Here is a 16,439-nt window from a genome sequence, read left to right on the forward strand (position 1 = left end):
GCTAGCGGCCGGCGGTGGTGTCGGCGGTCCCGTCGACGGCGGCGCTGAAGCCGAAGGCCTTGACGGCCTGGTAGTAGGTCCAGGCGGTGGAGTCGCAGGAGGTCTTCTTCAGGCCGGAGTAGGCGCCGCAGACGCGCTTGAGGTCGGCGTAGAAGGCGTCGTCGAGACGGGACTTGTTGGAACTGAAGCTGCCGGCCGCCTTGTAGTTGCGGTAGGCGAAGTCGTGGCGGGCACAGGCCGTCTGGAACGGGAAGCCGAAGGGGTTGTCGGGGGAGGTGGAGCAGTAGTCGGTCGTCCAGTCGAAGCCGTACGCCGACCAGGCGCCCTTGTTGTTGTTGGCCGACACCCAGGCGTTGTAGCTGGCCGCGCTGGTCTGGGTCCAACTGCTCAGCACCTGGGGCTTGTCGGCCGGGGCGGCGGCGGCCGGGTTGGCGAGCGCCAGGAGCGCTGCGGCGGAGGCGGCCAGGACGGTGGCGAGGTGACGGCGCATGCGTGAACTCCCAGGAGAGGAGCGCCGGAACGGTACCGGCGCGGGCGTGCCTCACAGACTGGGAGCGCGGGATATCGCGGGACTGGAGCCCCGCTGTACCGCCGGTTACACCCCGGCATCACCCCGGGGAGCCGCCCGGGGCACAGCGGACACCCCGGGGCACAACGACAGTGAACTGCGACTCGGCGCACCGCGGTTGCCGTTCTCACATCAGGGGACGGAGCACGCCTCGCCGCCCACGTCGCCGCCGGCGCCGCTCGATCTGCCGCAGCAGACCACGCCGATCACCCGCCGACCCGCTCAGCCGTTCTCGGCCTGGAACATCCAGTGGTGCTTTTCGAGGTCGGCCGTGATGCCGATGAGGAGGTCCTGGCTCACCGCGTCCGCGTCCGCGGTCGCCGTGATGCGCTCCCGCATCCGGATGATCACGGCCGCGAGCGCGTCCACGAGCGTGGCGACGGCGTCGGTGTCCTTGATCCAGCCCGCGGCCACGGTCCCGGTGGCCGGGCTCTGCGCCACCGTCGCGGCGCGGCCGTCGGGGGACACGCCGAGGGTGGCGGCGCGTTCGGCGACGGCGTCGGAGTGCACCCGCGTGGTGTCCACCACCTCGTCGAGCTGGAGGTGTACGGAGCGGAAGCGGGGGCCGACCACGTTCCAGTGGATCTGCTTGGCCAGCAGGGTGAGGTTGATCAGGTCGACCAGGGCCCCCTGAAGCGCCTCGGAAACCGTCTTGAGATCCGTGTCGGGCAGCGGGCTCTTCACGACGTACATGCGATCTTCCTTCTGTCTCAACAACCACGCGAAACGGGACGAATCGCAAATACCCTATCCGTAGAGTCACATCCCGAGGGCAACGACAGCTCCGGGCGGGCCCGCTGAACGTCGATCAGATCCCCAAGGCGCACGAAACGCGACCGGTGATCATGCGTGACAGGGTGTGTGAATGGTGACCAAACGCGAACGCCCATCCGACCTCCACCCCGCCGACTTCCCGCCGTGGACGGACGCCGCCCCCGTCCACGGCGATCTCCTCGCGGCGAAAGCCCTCGTCTACACCCCCTGCGGGTTCACCTGCTCGCAGCCGGTCCCCGAAGCCGAGAGCGCCGCGTACGCCGCCCACGCGTTCACCCTTGACGGGCTCTCCGTCCGATTCCGTGCGGCCAGGACGACGCCCACCAAGGTCGGACAGTTCGTCACCGTGTGGAAGAGGTCCCCGGGCGGGCCCATCCAGCCCTTCGACGCGGCGGACCCCGTCGACCTCTTCGTGATCAGCACCCGCGACCGGCACCACTTCGGCCAGTTCGTCCTTACCGTGGACGCGCTCCGCCGGCACGGTGTCGTGTCGACGAACGGTTCCGGTGGGAAACGGGCCTTCCGCGTCTACCCGCCCTGGGTGACCACCACCAACGACCAGGCCGGCAGGGCGCAGGCGTGGCAGCTGGACTACTTCCTGCACGTGCCCGAGGACGGGTCCAAGGACGGGCCCCTCGACACCGCCCGCGCCCAGAGGCTCTACCACCCGTAGGGCGACGGCGCCGGCACCACCACGGCAAGAGCCGGCCAACCGCCCGATCACCGATCGCCCGGACCGTGGGCGGGGGCGCAGAGCCGGCCGCGGGTGCCCATGGGGCGGCCGCCTTGTTCCACCCGAACGGCCGGGTCCGGCGCCGTCCGGGCCGTGTCCGGACGCGAAGGGGATGGGTGGGGCATCAGCGCAGTTCAGGGCCCTTCTATCGTGTGCACATGTTCAAAAAGAAACTCCTGCCGGCCCTCCTCGTCGGGGCCGCGCTGGCGGTGGCCGCCCCTTCGGCCTCGGCCGAGCCGACGACGTACGTGAGCACCGGCCCCGTGTTCAACGACCCCAAGGACCCGGGCGGCGTCAAGCAGCGGGCGATCCTGAGCCACCTCGGCCGCCTCGTCGGCGGCGCCACCGAGGGCTCGACCATCCGGATATCGTTGTACGCCTTCGGTTCGAGCTGGCTCGCGGACCAGCTGGTGGCCGCGCACCAGCGGAACGTCAGCGTGCAGGTGCTCGTGGACGACGATTCCGTCAACGCCGCCTGGATGGGCTCCTCGGGCAAGCTGGTGCAGAGCAAACTGGAGACGGCCTTCGCGAAGGCGCCGGCCGCGGGGCAGCAGTTCGGGACGTCCTGGTTCAAGAAGTGCGCGGCCGGACAGGCGTGCCTGGCCAAGGGCACCGGCGGGGTCAACCACAACAAGTTCTTCCTGTTCTCCCGCACCACCGGCAGCGGCACCCCCACGACGGGCGTCCCGGTGGACGACGTGGTCGTGCAGTCCTCGGGCAACCTGACGGCCACCGACTCGAACGAGCTGTGGAACGACGCCATGACCGTGGTGGGCAACAGCGCCCTGCACGCCGGTTACGTCTCCTACTTCGACCGGCTGTCCGCCGCCTCGCAGACGGGTCCGACGGATCCGCTGCGTACCGCGGACCTGGACCAGGACGTGCAGGCCGGGCCCGCGAAGGCGTACTTCTTCCCGCGGACGCCCGAGGACGTGATCGTCAACATCCTCACCACCGTCGCCACCCCGGTCACCCCCACCACCCCCGTCTGCCACGGCAACACCCCGGGCCACGGCACCGCGGACGGCCGCACCGTGATCCGCATCGCCAACGGCCACGTCTCCCGCCCCGCGGTGGCCCGCAAGCTGTGGGAGCTGGCCGACGCGGGCTGCTTCATCGACGTCGTGTACGGCAAGCTGTCCGACTACGAGGCCACCGGCGAGCACCGGGAGACGGCCTACTGGCTGACCAGGTCCACGGCCCTCGGCCGGATCACCCTGCACCGCCTGAACAACAACGACCACAAGGACCCCCTCTCGGGGGCGGCCGGCACCGCCAGCCACACCAAGTACCTGCTGGTCGAGGGCGCCTACAAGGGCCTCAAGGACCAGAAGATCACCTTCACCGGCAGCCACACGTTCACCGGCCTGGCCCTCACCGCCAACGACGAGACCCTGCTGAAGTACGAGGACGCCGCGGTCCACGACGCCTACCGCGACAACTTCCGCGCGCAGCGCGCCGCCGCGGCCGCGGAGGACGGCTACGGGGGCGCGCTCTGACCCGTCTGCCGTGAAGTCGGGAGCAGCGCGCTCCGCAGCGGCGTGAGGCGGGGGCCGTCCCCGGGACGGTCCCCGCCTCGGACGGAACCGGGTCGAGGCCACCCGGGAGGAGGCCGTCAGGGGGCGGCGGGGGCCGGCGTGGCCGAGAGTGGGGGAAGGCACCCGGCCCGGAGGACCACCAGCAGGCGGAGGCGCACCACCATGGGAATCTTCGACTTCCTCAAGCACCAGAAGGCACAGAAGGACGAGAAGGCAACGGACCGGGGCGAGCATCCGCCCGGCGTCGCCGGGCGGATGGCCGCGCCGTCCCAGCCGGCCGTGCCGCACTCCGGGCCTGCGACCACCCACACACCGCCCGAGGCGGCCAAGCGGTCCGCTCCTCCGCAGCACGAGGTCCTGCGCGGCCCGATGCCGCAGACGCCGGAAACCCCGCACGTGGTGCCCGGTACCGCCAAGCGGTCCGCGCCGCCCCCGCCCCCGCACGAAGACGACGACCGGAAACGGCCGAGCTGACTCCGCCGGAACCCCCCGAAGCCGCACCACGGTGCGGAGCGGCGTCGATGACCGAAGCTATCCGGCTGCCGGACGGCGCAGTTGCCGCCAGTACCCGACGAGGTCACCGGCCGCGGTGGTGACGGCGTCCAGGTTCATGGTGGTGCGGGTCTTGCGGTCGTAGCGCTGCCAGTTCGGCATCGGGTGGTGGTTGGGGTCGCCGGTGCGGATGAAGGAGATCCAGGACTGGTGCATGGTCGCGGCGAGGCCGTCGCGGACTCGGGGATGGAGCCCGGCGAGGAACGGCGCGGGTGCCCACTTGTCGAAGTTGTTGAACACGAACGGCAGTTCCAGGCAGTGCGCGGCGGCCAGTCGGCCGTTGTGCGCGGGTGTGGGGAGGCCGAACTGGTAGGCCCAGACGGGGCGCCCCCGCGACGCCCGCCGTTCGGCCAGTGCCAGGCTCGGCATGCGGAACAGGTCGTCGCCGATCAGGTCCATGAGCACGTCCACCGGACGGGCTCCGGGCCGGACTTCCGCGTAGGCGGTGTACGCCTCGTCGGCCTGTCTCCCGAAGGTGTCGCGCACTCTGGCGACCACCTGGTCCCTGGTCGCCGCCGCGTATCCCTCGTCGAGCCCGAAGGCGAAGTTGGCCTCCTCCCGCGTCCAGCCGATGAGGACGTCGATGCCCTCGCCCGAACCGCTGAGCAGGAGTTCGGCGGGGTGGGCGTCCAGGGTCACGCCGTCGATCACCGGCAGGAACGGGGTGGGCCAGTACCCCCACCGTGCCGTGCGTCCGAACATCTCCGGTATGGCGCCGATCAGCCGGGGCCACGGCACGGTCCGTAGCTCGGCGACGTTCCCGGCACCCACGATGTCGAGGTAGGTGGCGGTGCGCTGGAGCGATTCGGCGCGGGTGGGGATCCGCAGGCCCAGCGGCGGGCTCTGCAGGATGGCGCGGCGAAAGAGCGGGCGGCCCTTGGACTGGCCGGCGAGGGCCGCCGCCGAGAGCGCGCCGCCGGAGTGACCGGCGACGGTGATGTTGTCCGGGTCCCCGCCGAAGGCGGCGATGTTGTCCCGTACCCATTGGAGGGCGGCGCGCTGGTCGGTCAGCCAGAAGTTTCCACCGGCGTCGTCCTCGCCGAAGTAGAGGTACCCCAGCGGCCCGAGGCGGTAGTTGACGGTGACCGCCACCAGGTCGCCGTTGCGCGCGAAGGTTTCGCCGGAGTAGTGGGGCAGGGCGCCGGATCCCGAGATGAAGCCGCCGCCGTGGATCCAGAGCAGCACCGGACGCTTGGAGTCGTCGGCACCCGGGGTCCAGACGTTCAGCGTCAGGCAGTCCTCGGAGAAGGGCGGCGAACCGTGGTGGCCGAGGATCTGGTCGCCCTCTTCCAGGTACAGCTGGGGTGCGCTCGGTCCGAAGGCGGTCGCGTCCCGCGTTCCGTCCCAGCCGGGGTGGGGCTGGGCGGGCCGCCACCGAAGGGCGCCGACCGGCGGTGCGGCGTAGGGCACGCCCTTGAACACGGCGACGCCTCCCTCCACGGCGCCGCGCAGCCGGCCTGCGGGCAGGTCGACGAAAGGCGGGGGCGGGGGCGTCGGTGCGTCGGCCCGCGCCGGTCCCTGACCTGTGCCGGGCGCGCCGGAGAGCAGTAGTCCGCCGGCCAGTACGCCACCGGTCTTGAGGATGTCCCGCCGTAATCGATCGGGGGCCATATTGCGTCACTCCCTCTGGGTCACGAGATGGGGGCGTGCAATTTCCGAGAGCCATGATTACGCCATGTCCCTCGAATAGGCCAGGCTTTCCTGGCCCACCCCGGACGGGTGAGTGCGACTGTGGGGACTCCGCGGCTCGGGCGGGCCCGACAACGGATCTTGCCGGTTCAGGAACCCGTGAATCCGCATATCGAAGGCCGCACGAAGTGGAATTCCGCACTTCGGCAGTTCGGCGGCTCAAGCAGCTTCGGCGCGAAAGCCGAACGCGAAAGTGATCGCGAATTGCGGCGACTTTCAACCAAAATGCGGGTGCGGCGAAAATTCGCCACTCAACGAGATCGGCAAGGTATTTGTGCCCTCCGGGCGATCCGGCTCAGCGCAATGAATCAGCCACCCGGACCCGGCGCACCGCTTCGCGCCGGGTCGGGTCGGGGTGGGCCGGGGTGGGAGTACCGGTGTCGCCTGTCGTCAGCGGAGGCGGGTCAGGCGGGTGCCGAAGGAAGGCTCGGCCAGGGTCGCGCCGACCGCCACCGGTACGGCCTTGGCCCCGGCGCCCTCCCCCACGGTGAGCACGCCGACTTCGGTCCCGGCCGCGGCCGAGTGCGGCACCGCTCCGCCCTTCGCGGCGTTGCGGAGCGAGATGCGGAAGCGCTGGCCGGGCGTACCGACGAGGTTCAGGTCCTTCGTCGCCACCAGGGGCGTGCGGCCGCCGAGGCCGTCGTCGACGTATCCGACCGTCTGACCCTTGTGGACCACCGGCGCGGCGGCCAGTGCTCCACGGACCGCCTCGATGACCTTCTTGCTGTTGGCCAGCACCAGGGCCAGGCTGCGGGTCGCGTTCGGGTCCGCCCCGTCCACGTGCTGGTCCATGAGCGCGCCCAGGACCAACGGGGTCTCGCCGCCGACGGACTTGTACCCGGCCCATACGAGGGCGCCGCCGGCCGGGGTGCTCGACCCGGTCTTGATGCCGCGGATGCTCAGTTCGGGTGCGCTGAGCAGCGAGTTGTTGTTGATCAGCCGCTGGGAGAGGTTCTCGATCTCGGCTTCCGGCAGCATGACCACGGAGCGGAAGGCGTCGTTCTTCATCACCGCTTCGGCGAGCTTGAGCTGATCGACGGCGGTGCTGACCGTGCCCGCGTCGAGCCCGCTGGGATCGGTGTACCTGGTGTCCTTCATGCCCAGTTCCCGGGCGGCGGCGTTCATCCTCTGCACGAACGCGGCCTCGGAGTCGCCACCGGTGTCCCAGCGGGCCAGCAGCCGGGCCACGTTGTTGCCCGAGGGGATCATCAGCATCTTCAGCATGTCCAGCTGGCTGTACTTACTGCCCTCGGTGAGCCCCTCGATGCGGGACTCGTTTTCGGAACCGCCCTGCGCGACGGTCTTCGCGTCGATCTCGATGGAGGGGCCGGCCTCGCCCTTGCGCAGCGGGTGGTCCTTGAGCACCACGTAGGCCGTCATCACCTTCGCGACGCTGGCCGTCGGCACCGGCTTCTGCTCGCCGAACGTGCCGATGGTCCCGGAACCGGGGATGCGTGCGGCCCCCTGGCCCTTCGCGGGCCACGGGATGTCGAAGCGGCCCGCCACGGTGTGCACCTGCTCGGACGCGACGAGCCGCGCCTCGGGCAGCGGGCGCAGCATCTGGCCGCCGGTGAACGCGCCGGCGAGGAGCAGCAGGACCGGCGCCCACACCTTGGCGCGGCGCAGCGCCGTGCGGCGGAGGGTCTCGGGCGGGGGCGGGGTGTTGGTCAGCTGGGCGAGCAGGTCGAGGGGGGCCGCGGGGGGAACGGCGGGCGCGGTCGCGGGCGCCGCCGGTGTCCCGGCTGTCGGCGCGCCGGCCGGGGCGGCGGATAGGAGCGCGGGTGCCGCCGGGGCGGGTACGTCGGCCGTTCCGGGTGCCGCCGGGGCCGAGGCCGGGGCGGGTGCGGGAACGGCGACCTTGGTCGTGGGGGCGTCGAGGCTCTTCAGGGCGACGAACGTGCTGGTGCGCTCGGCGTCGCTCTCGGCGCGCGCCCACGAGGGCACGGGCTGGAGCGGGCCGGCTGCCTGGGGCTCTTCGTCCGGGACGGCGGTTCCGGATCGCGGTGCGGCCGGGGCGGCGGCTTCGGGCTCCTCCACTTCCGGCGATTCGGGGACCTCGTCGGTGATTCCGGAAGAGTAGGACACGCGCGGGTCAGGGTCGCCCGGCACATCCTCCGCCGGTTCCTCGGGGAGACTCGCGCTCGGCTCCTCCGCGCTCGATTCCTCTGCGCTCGATTCCTCTGCGCTCGGTTCCTCTGCGCGGCCATCGGCAGACATCTCCGCCTCCGGACCGTCGGCCAGCCCGGTCTCGACTTCCCCCTCCGCCTCGACCTCGGCCTCAGCGCTGGCTTCCGCCTCGCCCTCCGCCCCGACCTCAGCCTCAGCGCCGGATTCAGCCTCGACCTCAGCCCCGACCCCAGCCGCGGCGCCAGATTCCGCCTCAGCCTCGGCCCCAGCCTCAGCGCCGACTTCGGCCTCCGCCTCGGTCTCCGCGCCCGCCTCCGAACCACCCGTCATCGCTACCGTCGTCATCCCAGCCCAGCCTTGTTCGCAGATACGTTCCGCCTGGGCTCGAAGGCCCCTGCCGCATCCCAAGATGCGCACCGCGCCGGATGTGTTCCCCCGACGGGATCTTGTGACGGTCCGGTCATAATCCGCGCGGCACAGCCACCGCCGCGACGGCAGCGGTGATCGATCCTGCGCGGTTCAAAGGTGAGCGTTACGGCGAGGACCCTACCCACGCGTGCCGCATCCCGCAACCATTGATGAAAACTTTCTGAATGTGCGTCAATCATTCGCCGCAAGGCCGAAGTTGGAAGCACACTCGCAGACTTCTCCAGACACACCCACCCCACCCCCGGCCGACCACCCGAACCAGGCCGGCTGCGCCCGAATCAAGCCGCTGACCTGCCAGTTCACGGCGTCGGAGAGGCCGTCCCGCACCGGCCCGAGCACACCGGAGCGGCCCAGTCGGACCAGAGCACCTCGAGCCCCGCCCAAGCGAACCCGGCGCGATCGAACTGAACGCAACTATTGACACCACTCCGCGTCAAAGCATCAATAGGCAACACAGTTCAACAACTTCCAACAGCACGCCAGCACGCCAGTACGACAGCTCAGCACCTCAGCAGCTCAGCCGGTCGCGCGCCGTCGTCGGCACGATCTCGGGCCGCCGTCCCACCGCAGGGACCGCGGCCTTCCCGCATGTTCCACACCCTCACGGCCGGGCGGTCGCGACCGACCGCCCTCGTGCGGGGAGCCCCCCACCCGAAAGGATCCACTGCCCATGCATCGTTCTGCTTGTGCGCTGACCGTCCTCCTCGCGACGGTCGGCACCGTGATCGCCGTTCCCGGCACGCCCGCAGCGGCCGTGCCGGGGGCGATGGCAGGGCCCTACGTGATCGAAGTCGAGAACATGTCGCTGACCAACTTCGCGACAGAGACCGTGAATCACACCTGGAACGGCGCCACCGTCGACAACGTCACCTACGCCCGGGGTGCATCGGGTCAGACGAGCACCGCCCGAACGACCTTCAACGGGTCTGCCGGAACCTACGACCTCATCACGCGCTACAACGGCAAGACCGCGAACGGCGTGAGGTACGCGGTCTCCGTGAACTCCACCCCCGTGGATTCCTGGGCCACGTCCCAGCGGTACGGTCATGACCACACCGACCCGATGAGCATCGACACCCGTACGTCGAGCAAGGTGGCGCTCAAGGCCGGTGACGTCGTCGAGCTGACGGCCACGTCCACCGGCGAGGTCCCGCGCGTCGACAAGATCACGATCCAGCAGCACGTGGGGCCGCCGACCAGCACGCTGTCCATCAACTCCCCGAACACGACACTGAACGACGGCTTCAACTGGGGCAAGAACCGGGCCCTGGGCATGACGTTCTACCCGGGGAACCCGATGATGGGTCACGAACCCGAGTGGTGGCGCCTCAAGAATGCCGCGCACCCGACGGTGGAGCCCGGCTACTGGGGCGCGTACACCAACCGGGAGTCGTACTACAACCGGGACATCGCCCACCAGTCGGACGGCGCGCACGCGCTCGGCCTGGACGCCGAGACGCTCCACATGATGAAGACGTTCGCCGCCGACGCCGACGATCCGGGTCAGAACGGCTGGCCGCTGTGGGCGCACAGTTCCTCCGGCGCCATGTACTACATCGACGGCACCGGCTTCCGTGAACTGCCGTCGCCGTTCAACCTCATGACGAAGGCGTACAAGCAGTACCAGTGGACCGGTTCGTCGGAATGGATCAACGATCCGAGCCTTTCCGCGTTCTACGACTCGACGATGGGTTCGTTCCTGGCCGGCCACGAGGTGAAGTGGAACGACGCCAACCCGTCCGCCGAGCAGCCGGTTTCGAGGAAGCAGCCGGGGGAATACACGGCGACGTTCTTCGAGTTCCCGAACGAGAACCTCGTCTCCGCGGCCGATTCGCTCGGGTACCAGTACCAGTCGATGCTCGCCTACGCGGAGATCCTCAAGGCCAAGGGTGACACCGCCAACAGCGCGAAGTGGACGGAGCGCGCGAAGCGGGTGCGCAGCCACTTCGAGGCGAACTGGTGGGATGCGTCGGCCAACCGGTACGTCCGGGGCAAGGACGCCGCAGGCACCGGCTACAGCAGCTGGGGGCACGAGGCCAGCTTCCTGATGATGCTGACCGGGCTGGGCGACCACGGCGCCCGGACCAGCAGTTACCTGGACTTCATCGCCGCCAACGACGACGATCTGAATGTCGAGGCGACCTCCTACCTGCCGGAGATGTACTACCAGTACAACCGGTCCACGGAGGGCTGGGCGTGGCTCAAGAAGCTCATGACCGGCAAGAACGGCTACCCGGAGATCTCGTTCCTGGCGGTCAGCAGCGTCATCGACGGCATGATGGGAGTCCAGCCGGACGCCCCGCACGACAAGGTGGCCACCGTCTCCCGGCTGACGTCCGAGACGCCGTGGGTGGAGATCGACCACCTCAAGGTCGGTGACAACGACCTGAAGCTCAAGCACACCGGCACGACGGGCTCCACGCTGACCAACACCTCCGGCGGCACCGTCAACTGGGAGGCCCAGTTCTACGGGACCCCCACCACCATCACCGTGAACGGCGCCCCGCAGACGCCTCAGACCAAGACGCTGTACGGCAGGACGGTGTCGTACGTGACCGTACCGGTGGCCGCCGGCGCGTCCGTGACCGCTACGGCGGGGACGCCGGTGGACGGCCGGACGGTCGATCTCAGCGATCTCACCTGGAGCGACGCCAGAAGCGACTTCGGATCCGTGCGCAAGGACAAGAGCGTCGACGGGAACCCGATCCGGCTGAACGGCACCGCCTACGCCAAGGGCATCGGCACGCACGCCAACGGCGCCGTCACGTACACCCTGAACGGCGCGTACACGCGCTTCCGGTCGGACATCGGAGTCGACGACGAGGTCAACGCCAACGCAACGGTCAAGTTCGAGGTCTGGGGCGACGGCGTCAAGCTGTACGAGAGCCCCACAGCCATGACACCGGCCAGCGCCACCCGGGCCGTCGACGTCGACATCACCGGCGTGAACACCCTCGTACTGAAGGTGGCCGACACCGGCGACGGCATCAACAGCGACCACGCCGACTGGGCCGGCGCCCGACTCGTGCGCTGACACCGGCCCGCGGGCCGGCGGGGAGCCTTCGGGGCGACCTCCGCCGGTCCGCGACCCGCCCCTCAGGCTGCGAACGGGCCGCCGCTGCCGAAGGCGAGGCGGGCGAAGCGTTCGCCGATGCGCCGGTGGGTGGCGGGGTCCGGGTGCAGGGCGTCGGGCAGGGGCAGTTCGGCGTGGTCGGCTCCGCCGTAGAGGTCGAGGCCGCTCAGGTGGTGGAGGTTCGGGTCGGTGGCGGCACGCTGCCGGACGATCCGGGCCAGCTCGTCCCGGATCACGGTCAGGGTCAGTTTCCCGGCCGCCGCGTCCGCGGGATCGCCGGTGGCCGCGAAGCGCAGCCGGCCCTCGCGCAGCGCGCCGGGGTCGGGGGCGCTGGGACCGGGCGTGGTCTCGTGGATGGCGCAGTACAACGGGGAGACGACCAGCAGCGGCGTGTCGGGGTGGCCGTCACGGATGGTGTCGAGGAAGCCGTGGACGGCCGGGCCGAAGGCGCGCAACCGCATCACGTCGGTGTTGACGATGTTGATGCCGATCTTGACGCTGATCAGGTCGGCCGGAGCGTCGCGCAGGGTGCGGGCGGTGAACGGGTCGAGGAGGGCGCTGCCGCCGAACCCCAGGTTCACCAGCTCCACCTCGCCCAGGCGAGCCGCCAGGGCGGGCCAGATCCCGGTCGGGGTGGCGGCGTTGGAGCCGTGGCTGATCGAACTGCCGTGGTGCAGCCAGACTTTCCGTCCACTGGGCGGCGGCGTGTGGACGGGCGCGTTGGCACGCAACCCGGCCAGCAGCGTGGTCTCGTCGTACGGCAGCCAGATCTCGACGTCCTTCTCGCGGCCCGGCAGCCCGCCGAAGCGCAGGGTCCGGACCGGCCCGGGGCGGGTCTGCGCCGTCCCCGACGCCATGTCGAGGGTGAGGACGTCGCCCTCGGGCGCGACGGCCCGGCCCATCGGCCGCCCGTCGACGAGGAGCTCGTACACCCCGTCCGGGCGCGGCGGCGCTCCGGGGTAGACCCGCTTGGTTGCCACGACGTCCAGTTCGACGGCGGTGGCCCGGGTGCGGAAGACGAGGCGGACGCCGGACGGCTGCGACTGGGCCATGGCCAGTTGGCCGTCGGGGATCTGCTGCCGGGCACGTGCGGGCAGCCGGTGCGGGAGCACGCCCCGCTCGGTGTGCTCCAGGTCGAGGGCGCCGCGCAGGAGGTCGGCGGTGATGGGGGTGGCGGTCCAGTCGTGGTCGGCGTTCATCTTCTCGCGGGTTCCGATCGGCTGCTCGGGCAGGTGGTCACGCGACGTGGGCGGTGGGTCCGTCAGGAGGACGCGGCGGGCCAGGCACGCAGCAGGGCGTCGAGCGCGTTGAGGATGTCGGTCCAGCTCTCCTGGGCGTCGGGGGCACTGTGGCTGAATCCTCCGGCGCTCTCCAGCGTGACGTAACCGCTGAAGACGCTGCCGAGCAGCCGCACCGCGTGCGTCTGCTGTGGTTCGGCGAGGTCGTAGCCGCGCAGCATCGCACGCATCATGCGGGCGTGCCGGACGCCGGCACTGGCGGCCGCCGTCTCGGGGTCGAGCGGGAACCGGGCGGCGGTGAAGCGGCCCGGGTGCTCCAGGGCGTAGTCGCGGTAGGCGTCCGCGAAGGCGGTCAGCGCGTCCTTGCCCGAGCGACCGGCCACCGCGGCGGAGACCCGGTCGGCGAGTTCTTCCAGGGCGAGCAGGGCGATCCTGGTCTTGAGGTCGTGGGCGTTCTTCACGTGCGAGTAGAGGCTCGCCGTCTTGACCCCGAACCGCCGGGCGAGTTCGGCGGGGGTCGCCTGCTCGAAGCCGATCTCGTCGGCCAGCTCCGCGCCGGCGCGGACCAGGCGCTCGGTGGTCAGTCCCACCCGGCCTCCCTGTGCCATCCCGATCCTCCGTCTCGTCTGCCATCCTGACGAATTCGATTATGGATCTGCCTAACTCATTTAGGCAAATCGATGAGGAGTTCAGGCACACATGAAGCGGGCGCGTTGCCGTCGGGGGTGTCCTGATCCCATAGGCTCGACCAATGGCGAAGTATTTTGACGTGCACCCCGAGAACCCCCAGCCGCGCACCATCAGCACCATCGTGGACACCATCCGGTCCGGCGGGCTCGTCGCGTACCCGACGGACTCCTGTTACGCGCTGGGCTGCCAGCTGGGCAACCGCGACGGCCTCAGCCGCATCCGGTCGATCCGCAACCTCGACGATCGCCACCACTTCACCCTCGTCTGCCAGAACTTCGCGCAGCTGGGTCAGTTCGTGCAGATCGACAACGACGTGTTCCGCTCCATCAAGGCGGCCACCCCCGGCAGTTACACCTTCATCCTGCCCGCGACGAAGGAGGTGCCGCGCCAGTTGCAGCACCCCAAGAAGAAGACGGTCGGCGTCCGCATCCCCGACCACGGCGTCACGCAGGCCCTGCTCGCCGAACTGGGTGAACCCCTGCTCTCCAGCACCCTCCTCCTGCCCGACGAGGCCGAGCCGCTGACGCAGGGCTGGGAGATCAAGGAACGGCTGGAGCACGTCGTGGACGTCGTCGTGGACTCCGGGGACTGCGGCACCGAGCCCACCACCGTGATCGACTTCTCCGGCGGCACCGCCGAGGTCGTTCGCCGCGGTGCCGGCGACGCCCTCCGCTTCGAGTAGTAGCGGAGGGGACGGCCCCGGGGCGCCCCATGCCGGTCGACCGGGCCGGCCGGTCGACCGGCTCACGGCTCACGGCTCACGGCTCACGGCTCACGACTTCAGGAGGCCGCTCGCCGGCTCGCCCAGCGCGTCGAACAGCAGGTTGGCCGCGGTGTCGTCGCCGTAGCGGACGGCCGCGTCGCACAGCTCGCGCGGGGTCATCACGGACCGGACGTGGCGCTCGGTCCCGGGAGAGTTCGCGATCAGGTCGTCCTCGGAGCACCCGACCACCTTGTCCATGTCGCCCGGCGTGTGCGTACGGAGCACGGCCGCCAGCGGCGAGCGCCTTGAACGTGGAGGCGTAGGCGCAGCGCTCGTCGGCGCGGTACGTCGACTCCCTGCCGTCTGCCTTCTCGCCGTGATCGCGCTGACCGTGCTGCCGGGCCTGCGGCTGCCCCACATCGTGCGCTGGATTCCCCTGCCACTGTGCGCGCCCCGGCTCCGGGCGGCGGCGCGCCCGGGTGGCGCCGGGAGGTGGGGTTAGGGTCGGTGCCATGACTGCTGACTCCCTGCGCTCCGTCACCGTCGAGCGGACCGGTCCGGGCCTCTTCACCGCGACCAACTCCCGCGGTGGCACGATCACCTTCGCCACCGGCTCCGGCGAGGGCTTCACCCCCGTCGAGCTGCTGCTCGCCGCGATCGGCGGCTGCTCCGCGGCGGACGTGGACGTCGCGACCACCCGGCACGCGGAGCCCACCGCGTTCTCCCTCACCGTCAGCGGCCACAAGGTCGCGGACGAGGAGGGCAACCGCATGACGGACCTGGAGGTCGCCTTCACCGTCGGCTTCCCCGCGGGCGAGAGCGGCGACCGTGCCCGGGCGATCCTGCCGCGCGCCGTGAAGACATCCCACGACAAGCTCTGCACGGTCAGCCGCACCGTGGAGGCCGGGACGCCGGTCGCCACGAAGGTCGTCGCCGCCGACTGACGGGCCGTGCGCGACTGACCGGCCGTGCGCAGCTGACCGGCCGTGCGCAGCTGACCGGCGGTGCGCGGCGGCCGCCGCAGAAGTCCGCCCGGTCGGGCCGGGAGGAGGCCTCTAACGCGGTGCGGGCCACGGTACGTCGGTCTCCACCGGGTGGCCGTAGGTCACGCCCCCGACCTCCCAGCCGTACAGGTCCTGGACCTGGCTCATGAACCAGTCCGCACCGGCCCGCGCGGCCGCGAGTCCCCGCTCGGGGTCCGCCCACAGCTCGCGTACGCGGTCCTGGACCCGCGCGTCGAGTTCCCAGCCGTCCAGCCGGATCCGCCCCGCCTCGTCGAGGACGAGCGGAGTACGGCCTTCCAGCTGGTCCCAGAGGTCCACGGCCTGTTCGGCCGTGCCGCGGAAGCCGTCCTCGCCCACGACGGTGCGGAGGAAGGCGGTGTAGAGCGCGATGGAAGGGATCGCGCTGGATGCCTGGGTGACGGCCGCGCCGGCCACGACCGTGAACGCCCGGCCCTCCTTCTCCTTGAGCGCGGCCGAGGCCCTCAGTGCGTGGGCGGTCCGCTCCAGGTGCTCCTTGGCCGCGCCGATGGTGCCCTGTCGGTACACGGGCGCGGTCACCTCCGACCCGACGTACGTCAGGGCCGCGGTCGTGAACCCGTCCGCGAGGAGCTCGCGGGCGGCCAGGGCCTGCACCCACAGGGCCCAGTCGTCGCCGCCCATCACCGCGACCGTCGCCCGCACTTCGTCGTCGGTGCCGGGTTCGATCCGGGCCCGGGACACCTTCGGGTCCGCGCCGGAGAAGTCCAGTGCGGGCGCCTCGTACGCGGCGCCCAGCGGCTTGATGACCGAGTGGTGGACCGCGCCCGTGGCCGGGTCGGTACGGCGGGGCGCGGCGAGGCTGTAGACGAGGTGGTCGACCGGTCCGTAGTGCTCCTCCAGCAGGTCCAAGACGTGCGACTTGGCGTCAGTGGAGAAGGCGTCGGCGTTGACGAACCGGATGTCGTGGCCGTCCTCGGCCGCGAGCCGGGCGGCCTCCGCGGTCCGGTACCAGCCCGCGGTCGCGGTCCGGCGTCCGGTGTCGGCGGACTCGAACGCGACCCCGACCCCGCGGATGCCGTGCCGGCGCAGTCCGGCCAGGAGCGTGGCGAGCCCGTACCCGGCGGAGTGTCCCAGGATGAGGGCGACGGGCCTGCGGCCGTCGGTGCGGGCCTCGATGCCGTCCCACGTCCGGCGTACGGTCTGCGCGGCCCCTTCGGGGTGGGAGTTGACTATGAGGAATCCGCGTTGCTTGGGCTCGATCTGGCGAAGGCTCACGATGGGTCCGTTCCGGTCGGTACGAGGCGTCGGTACGAGGCGGTCTGGGTGTGCGTCCGGATCCGCG

13 protein-coding genes and 1 pseudogene are annotated in these 16,439 nt (G+C 70.8%); 6 read left to right on the forward strand and 8 right to left on the reverse strand.

The genetic code is table 11. From position 1 onward, the window contains the following. Position 1 precedes the first annotated feature (1 nt). Together OG764_RS03280 and OG764_RS03285 are read right to left on the reverse strand one after the other, a co-directional pair. Entirely contained in the window at positions 2-490 is a 489-nt protein-coding gene (locus tag OG764_RS03280) for a phospholipase (protein WP_328966846.1), read from the reverse strand. A 300-nt stretch (positions 491-790) separates the two neighbouring features. Next, positions 791-1,261 (reverse strand): Dps family protein, encoded by a 471-nt coding sequence (locus OG764_RS03285; protein ID WP_328966847.1) that lies wholly within the window; start codon positions 1,259-1,261, stop codon positions 791-793. Between the two features lie 172 nt (positions 1,262-1,433). On the opposite strand from OG764_RS03285, the gene OG764_RS03290 reads away from it, so the two are divergent. The 3 genes from OG764_RS03290 (at position 1,434) to OG764_RS03300 (ending at position 4,087) form a co-directional block, all read left to right on the forward strand. Then, positions 1,434-2,015, forward strand: a complete 582-nt coding sequence (locus tag OG764_RS03290) for a MepB family protein (RefSeq protein WP_328966848.1) — start codon at positions 1,434-1,436, stop codon at positions 2,013-2,015. A gap of 218 nt (positions 2,016-2,233) precedes the next feature. Next, the gene (locus tag OG764_RS03295) at positions 2,234-3,574 is read left to right on the forward strand and encodes a phospholipase D-like domain-containing protein (protein ID WP_328966849.1); all 1,341 of its coding nucleotides are present in this window, start codon (positions 2,234-2,236) and stop codon (positions 3,572-3,574) included. 201 nt (positions 3,575-3,775) lie between these two features. After that, entirely contained in the window at positions 3,776-4,087 is a 312-nt protein-coding gene (locus tag OG764_RS03300) for a hypothetical protein (RefSeq protein WP_328966850.1), read from the forward strand. A gap of 57 nt (positions 4,088-4,144) precedes the next feature. On the opposite strand, the gene OG764_RS03305 is transcribed toward OG764_RS03300, so the two are convergent. Together OG764_RS03305 and OG764_RS03310 are read right to left on the reverse strand one after the other, a co-directional pair. Next, positions 4,145-5,776, reverse strand: a complete 1,632-nt coding sequence (locus tag OG764_RS03305) for a carboxylesterase/lipase family protein (RefSeq protein ID WP_328966851.1) — start codon at positions 5,774-5,776, stop codon at positions 4,145-4,147. 468 nt (positions 5,777-6,244) lie between these two features. After that, positions 6,245-7,939 (reverse strand): D-alanyl-D-alanine carboxypeptidase family protein, encoded by a 1,695-nt coding sequence (locus OG764_RS03310; protein WP_328966852.1) that lies wholly within the window; start codon positions 7,937-7,939, stop codon positions 6,245-6,247. A 1,141-nt stretch (positions 7,940-9,080) separates the two neighbouring features. Between OG764_RS03310 and OG764_RS03315 the strand changes: the two genes are divergently transcribed. Then, complete coding sequence (locus OG764_RS03315; RefSeq protein ID WP_328966853.1) at positions 9,081-11,444, forward strand: NPCBM/NEW2 domain-containing protein; 2,364 nt, start codon at positions 9,081-9,083, stop codon at positions 11,442-11,444. A 62-nt stretch (positions 11,445-11,506) separates the two neighbouring features. On the opposite strand, the gene OG764_RS03320 is transcribed toward OG764_RS03315, so the two are convergent. Both OG764_RS03320 and OG764_RS03325 read right to left on the reverse strand, forming a co-directional pair. Further along, positions 11,507-12,682: a GDSL-type esterase/lipase family protein gene (locus OG764_RS03320; protein WP_328966854.1), complete on the reverse strand. Its 1,176-nt coding sequence runs from the start codon at positions 12,680-12,682 to the stop codon at positions 11,507-11,509. Positions 12,683-12,744: 62 nt separating this feature from the next. Continuing rightward, the gene (locus OG764_RS03325) at positions 12,745-13,329 is read right to left on the reverse strand and encodes a TetR/AcrR family transcriptional regulator (protein ID WP_328966855.1); all 585 of its coding nucleotides are present in this window, start codon (positions 13,327-13,329) and stop codon (positions 12,745-12,747) included. A 143-nt stretch (positions 13,330-13,472) separates the two neighbouring features. On the opposite strand from OG764_RS03325, the gene OG764_RS03330 reads away from it, so the two are divergent. Next, positions 13,473-14,093, forward strand: coding sequence for an L-threonylcarbamoyladenylate synthase (locus OG764_RS03330; protein ID WP_328966856.1), 621 nt, complete (start codon positions 13,473-13,475; stop codon positions 14,091-14,093). A gap of 114 nt (positions 14,094-14,207) precedes the next feature. Here OG764_RS03330 and OG764_RS03335 read toward each other — a convergent pair. Next, positions 14,208-14,487, reverse strand: a pseudogene (locus OG764_RS03335) (serine hydrolase); the annotation flags it as partial. A 139-nt stretch (positions 14,488-14,626) separates the two neighbouring features. Here OG764_RS03335 and OG764_RS03340 point away from each other — a divergent pair. Next, complete coding sequence (locus OG764_RS03340) at positions 14,627-15,058, forward strand: OsmC family protein (protein ID WP_328966857.1); 432 nt, start codon at positions 14,627-14,629, stop codon at positions 15,056-15,058. A 111-nt stretch (positions 15,059-15,169) separates the two neighbouring features. Here OG764_RS03340 and OG764_RS03345 read toward each other — a convergent pair whose 3' ends face one another. Beyond that, positions 15,170-16,372, reverse strand: coding sequence for an enoyl-[acyl-carrier-protein] reductase FabV (locus OG764_RS03345; protein WP_328966858.1), 1,203 nt, complete (start codon positions 16,370-16,372; stop codon positions 15,170-15,172). Positions 16,373-16,439 lie beyond the last annotated feature (67 nt).

Origin of the sequence: Streptomyces sp. NBC_00239, from assembly GCF_036194065.1 — a bacterium.
Taxonomy (GTDB): domain Bacteria; phylum Actinomycetota; class Actinomycetes; order Streptomycetales; family Streptomycetaceae; genus Streptomyces.

What these genes read in the sequence shown, in the direction of transcription:
- OG764_RS03290 (WP_328966848.1), top strand. Translation starts at nt 1,434, where the DNA reads ATGGTGACCAAACGCGAACGCCCATCCGACCTCCACCCCGCCGACTTC.
- OG764_RS03295 (WP_328966849.1), top strand. Translation starts at nt 2,234, where the DNA reads ATGTTCAAAAAGAAACTCCTGCCGGCCCTCCTCGTCGGGGCCGCGCTG.
- OG764_RS03330 (WP_328966856.1), top strand. Translation starts at nt 13,473, where the DNA reads ATGGCGAAGTATTTTGACGTGCACCCCGAGAACCCCCAGCCGCGCACC.
- OG764_RS03280 (WP_328966846.1), bottom strand. Translation starts at nt 490, where the DNA reads ATGCGCCGTCACCTCGCCACCGTCCTGGCCGCCTCCGCCGCAGCGCTC.
- OG764_RS03305 (WP_328966851.1), bottom strand. Translation starts at nt 5,776, where the DNA reads ATGGCCCCCGATCGATTACGGCGGGACATCCTCAAGACCGGTGGCGTA.
- OG764_RS03340 (WP_328966857.1), top strand. Translation starts at nt 14,627, where the DNA reads ATGACTGCTGACTCCCTGCGCTCCGTCACCGTCGAGCGGACCGGTCCG.
- OG764_RS03285 (WP_328966847.1), bottom strand. Translation starts at nt 1,261, where the DNA reads ATGTACGTCGTGAAGAGCCCGCTGCCCGACACGGATCTCAAGACGGTT.
- OG764_RS03300 (WP_328966850.1), top strand. Translation starts at nt 3,776, where the DNA reads ATGGGAATCTTCGACTTCCTCAAGCACCAGAAGGCACAGAAGGACGAG.
- OG764_RS03320 (WP_328966854.1), bottom strand. Translation starts at nt 12,682, where the DNA reads ATGAACGCCGACCACGACTGGACCGCCACCCCCATCACCGCCGACCTC.
- OG764_RS03315 (WP_328966853.1), top strand. Translation starts at nt 9,081, where the DNA reads ATGCATCGTTCTGCTTGTGCGCTGACCGTCCTCCTCGCGACGGTCGGC.
- OG764_RS03325 (WP_328966855.1), bottom strand. Translation starts at nt 13,329, where the DNA reads ATGGCACAGGGAGGCCGGGTGGGACTGACCACCGAGCGCCTGGTCCGC.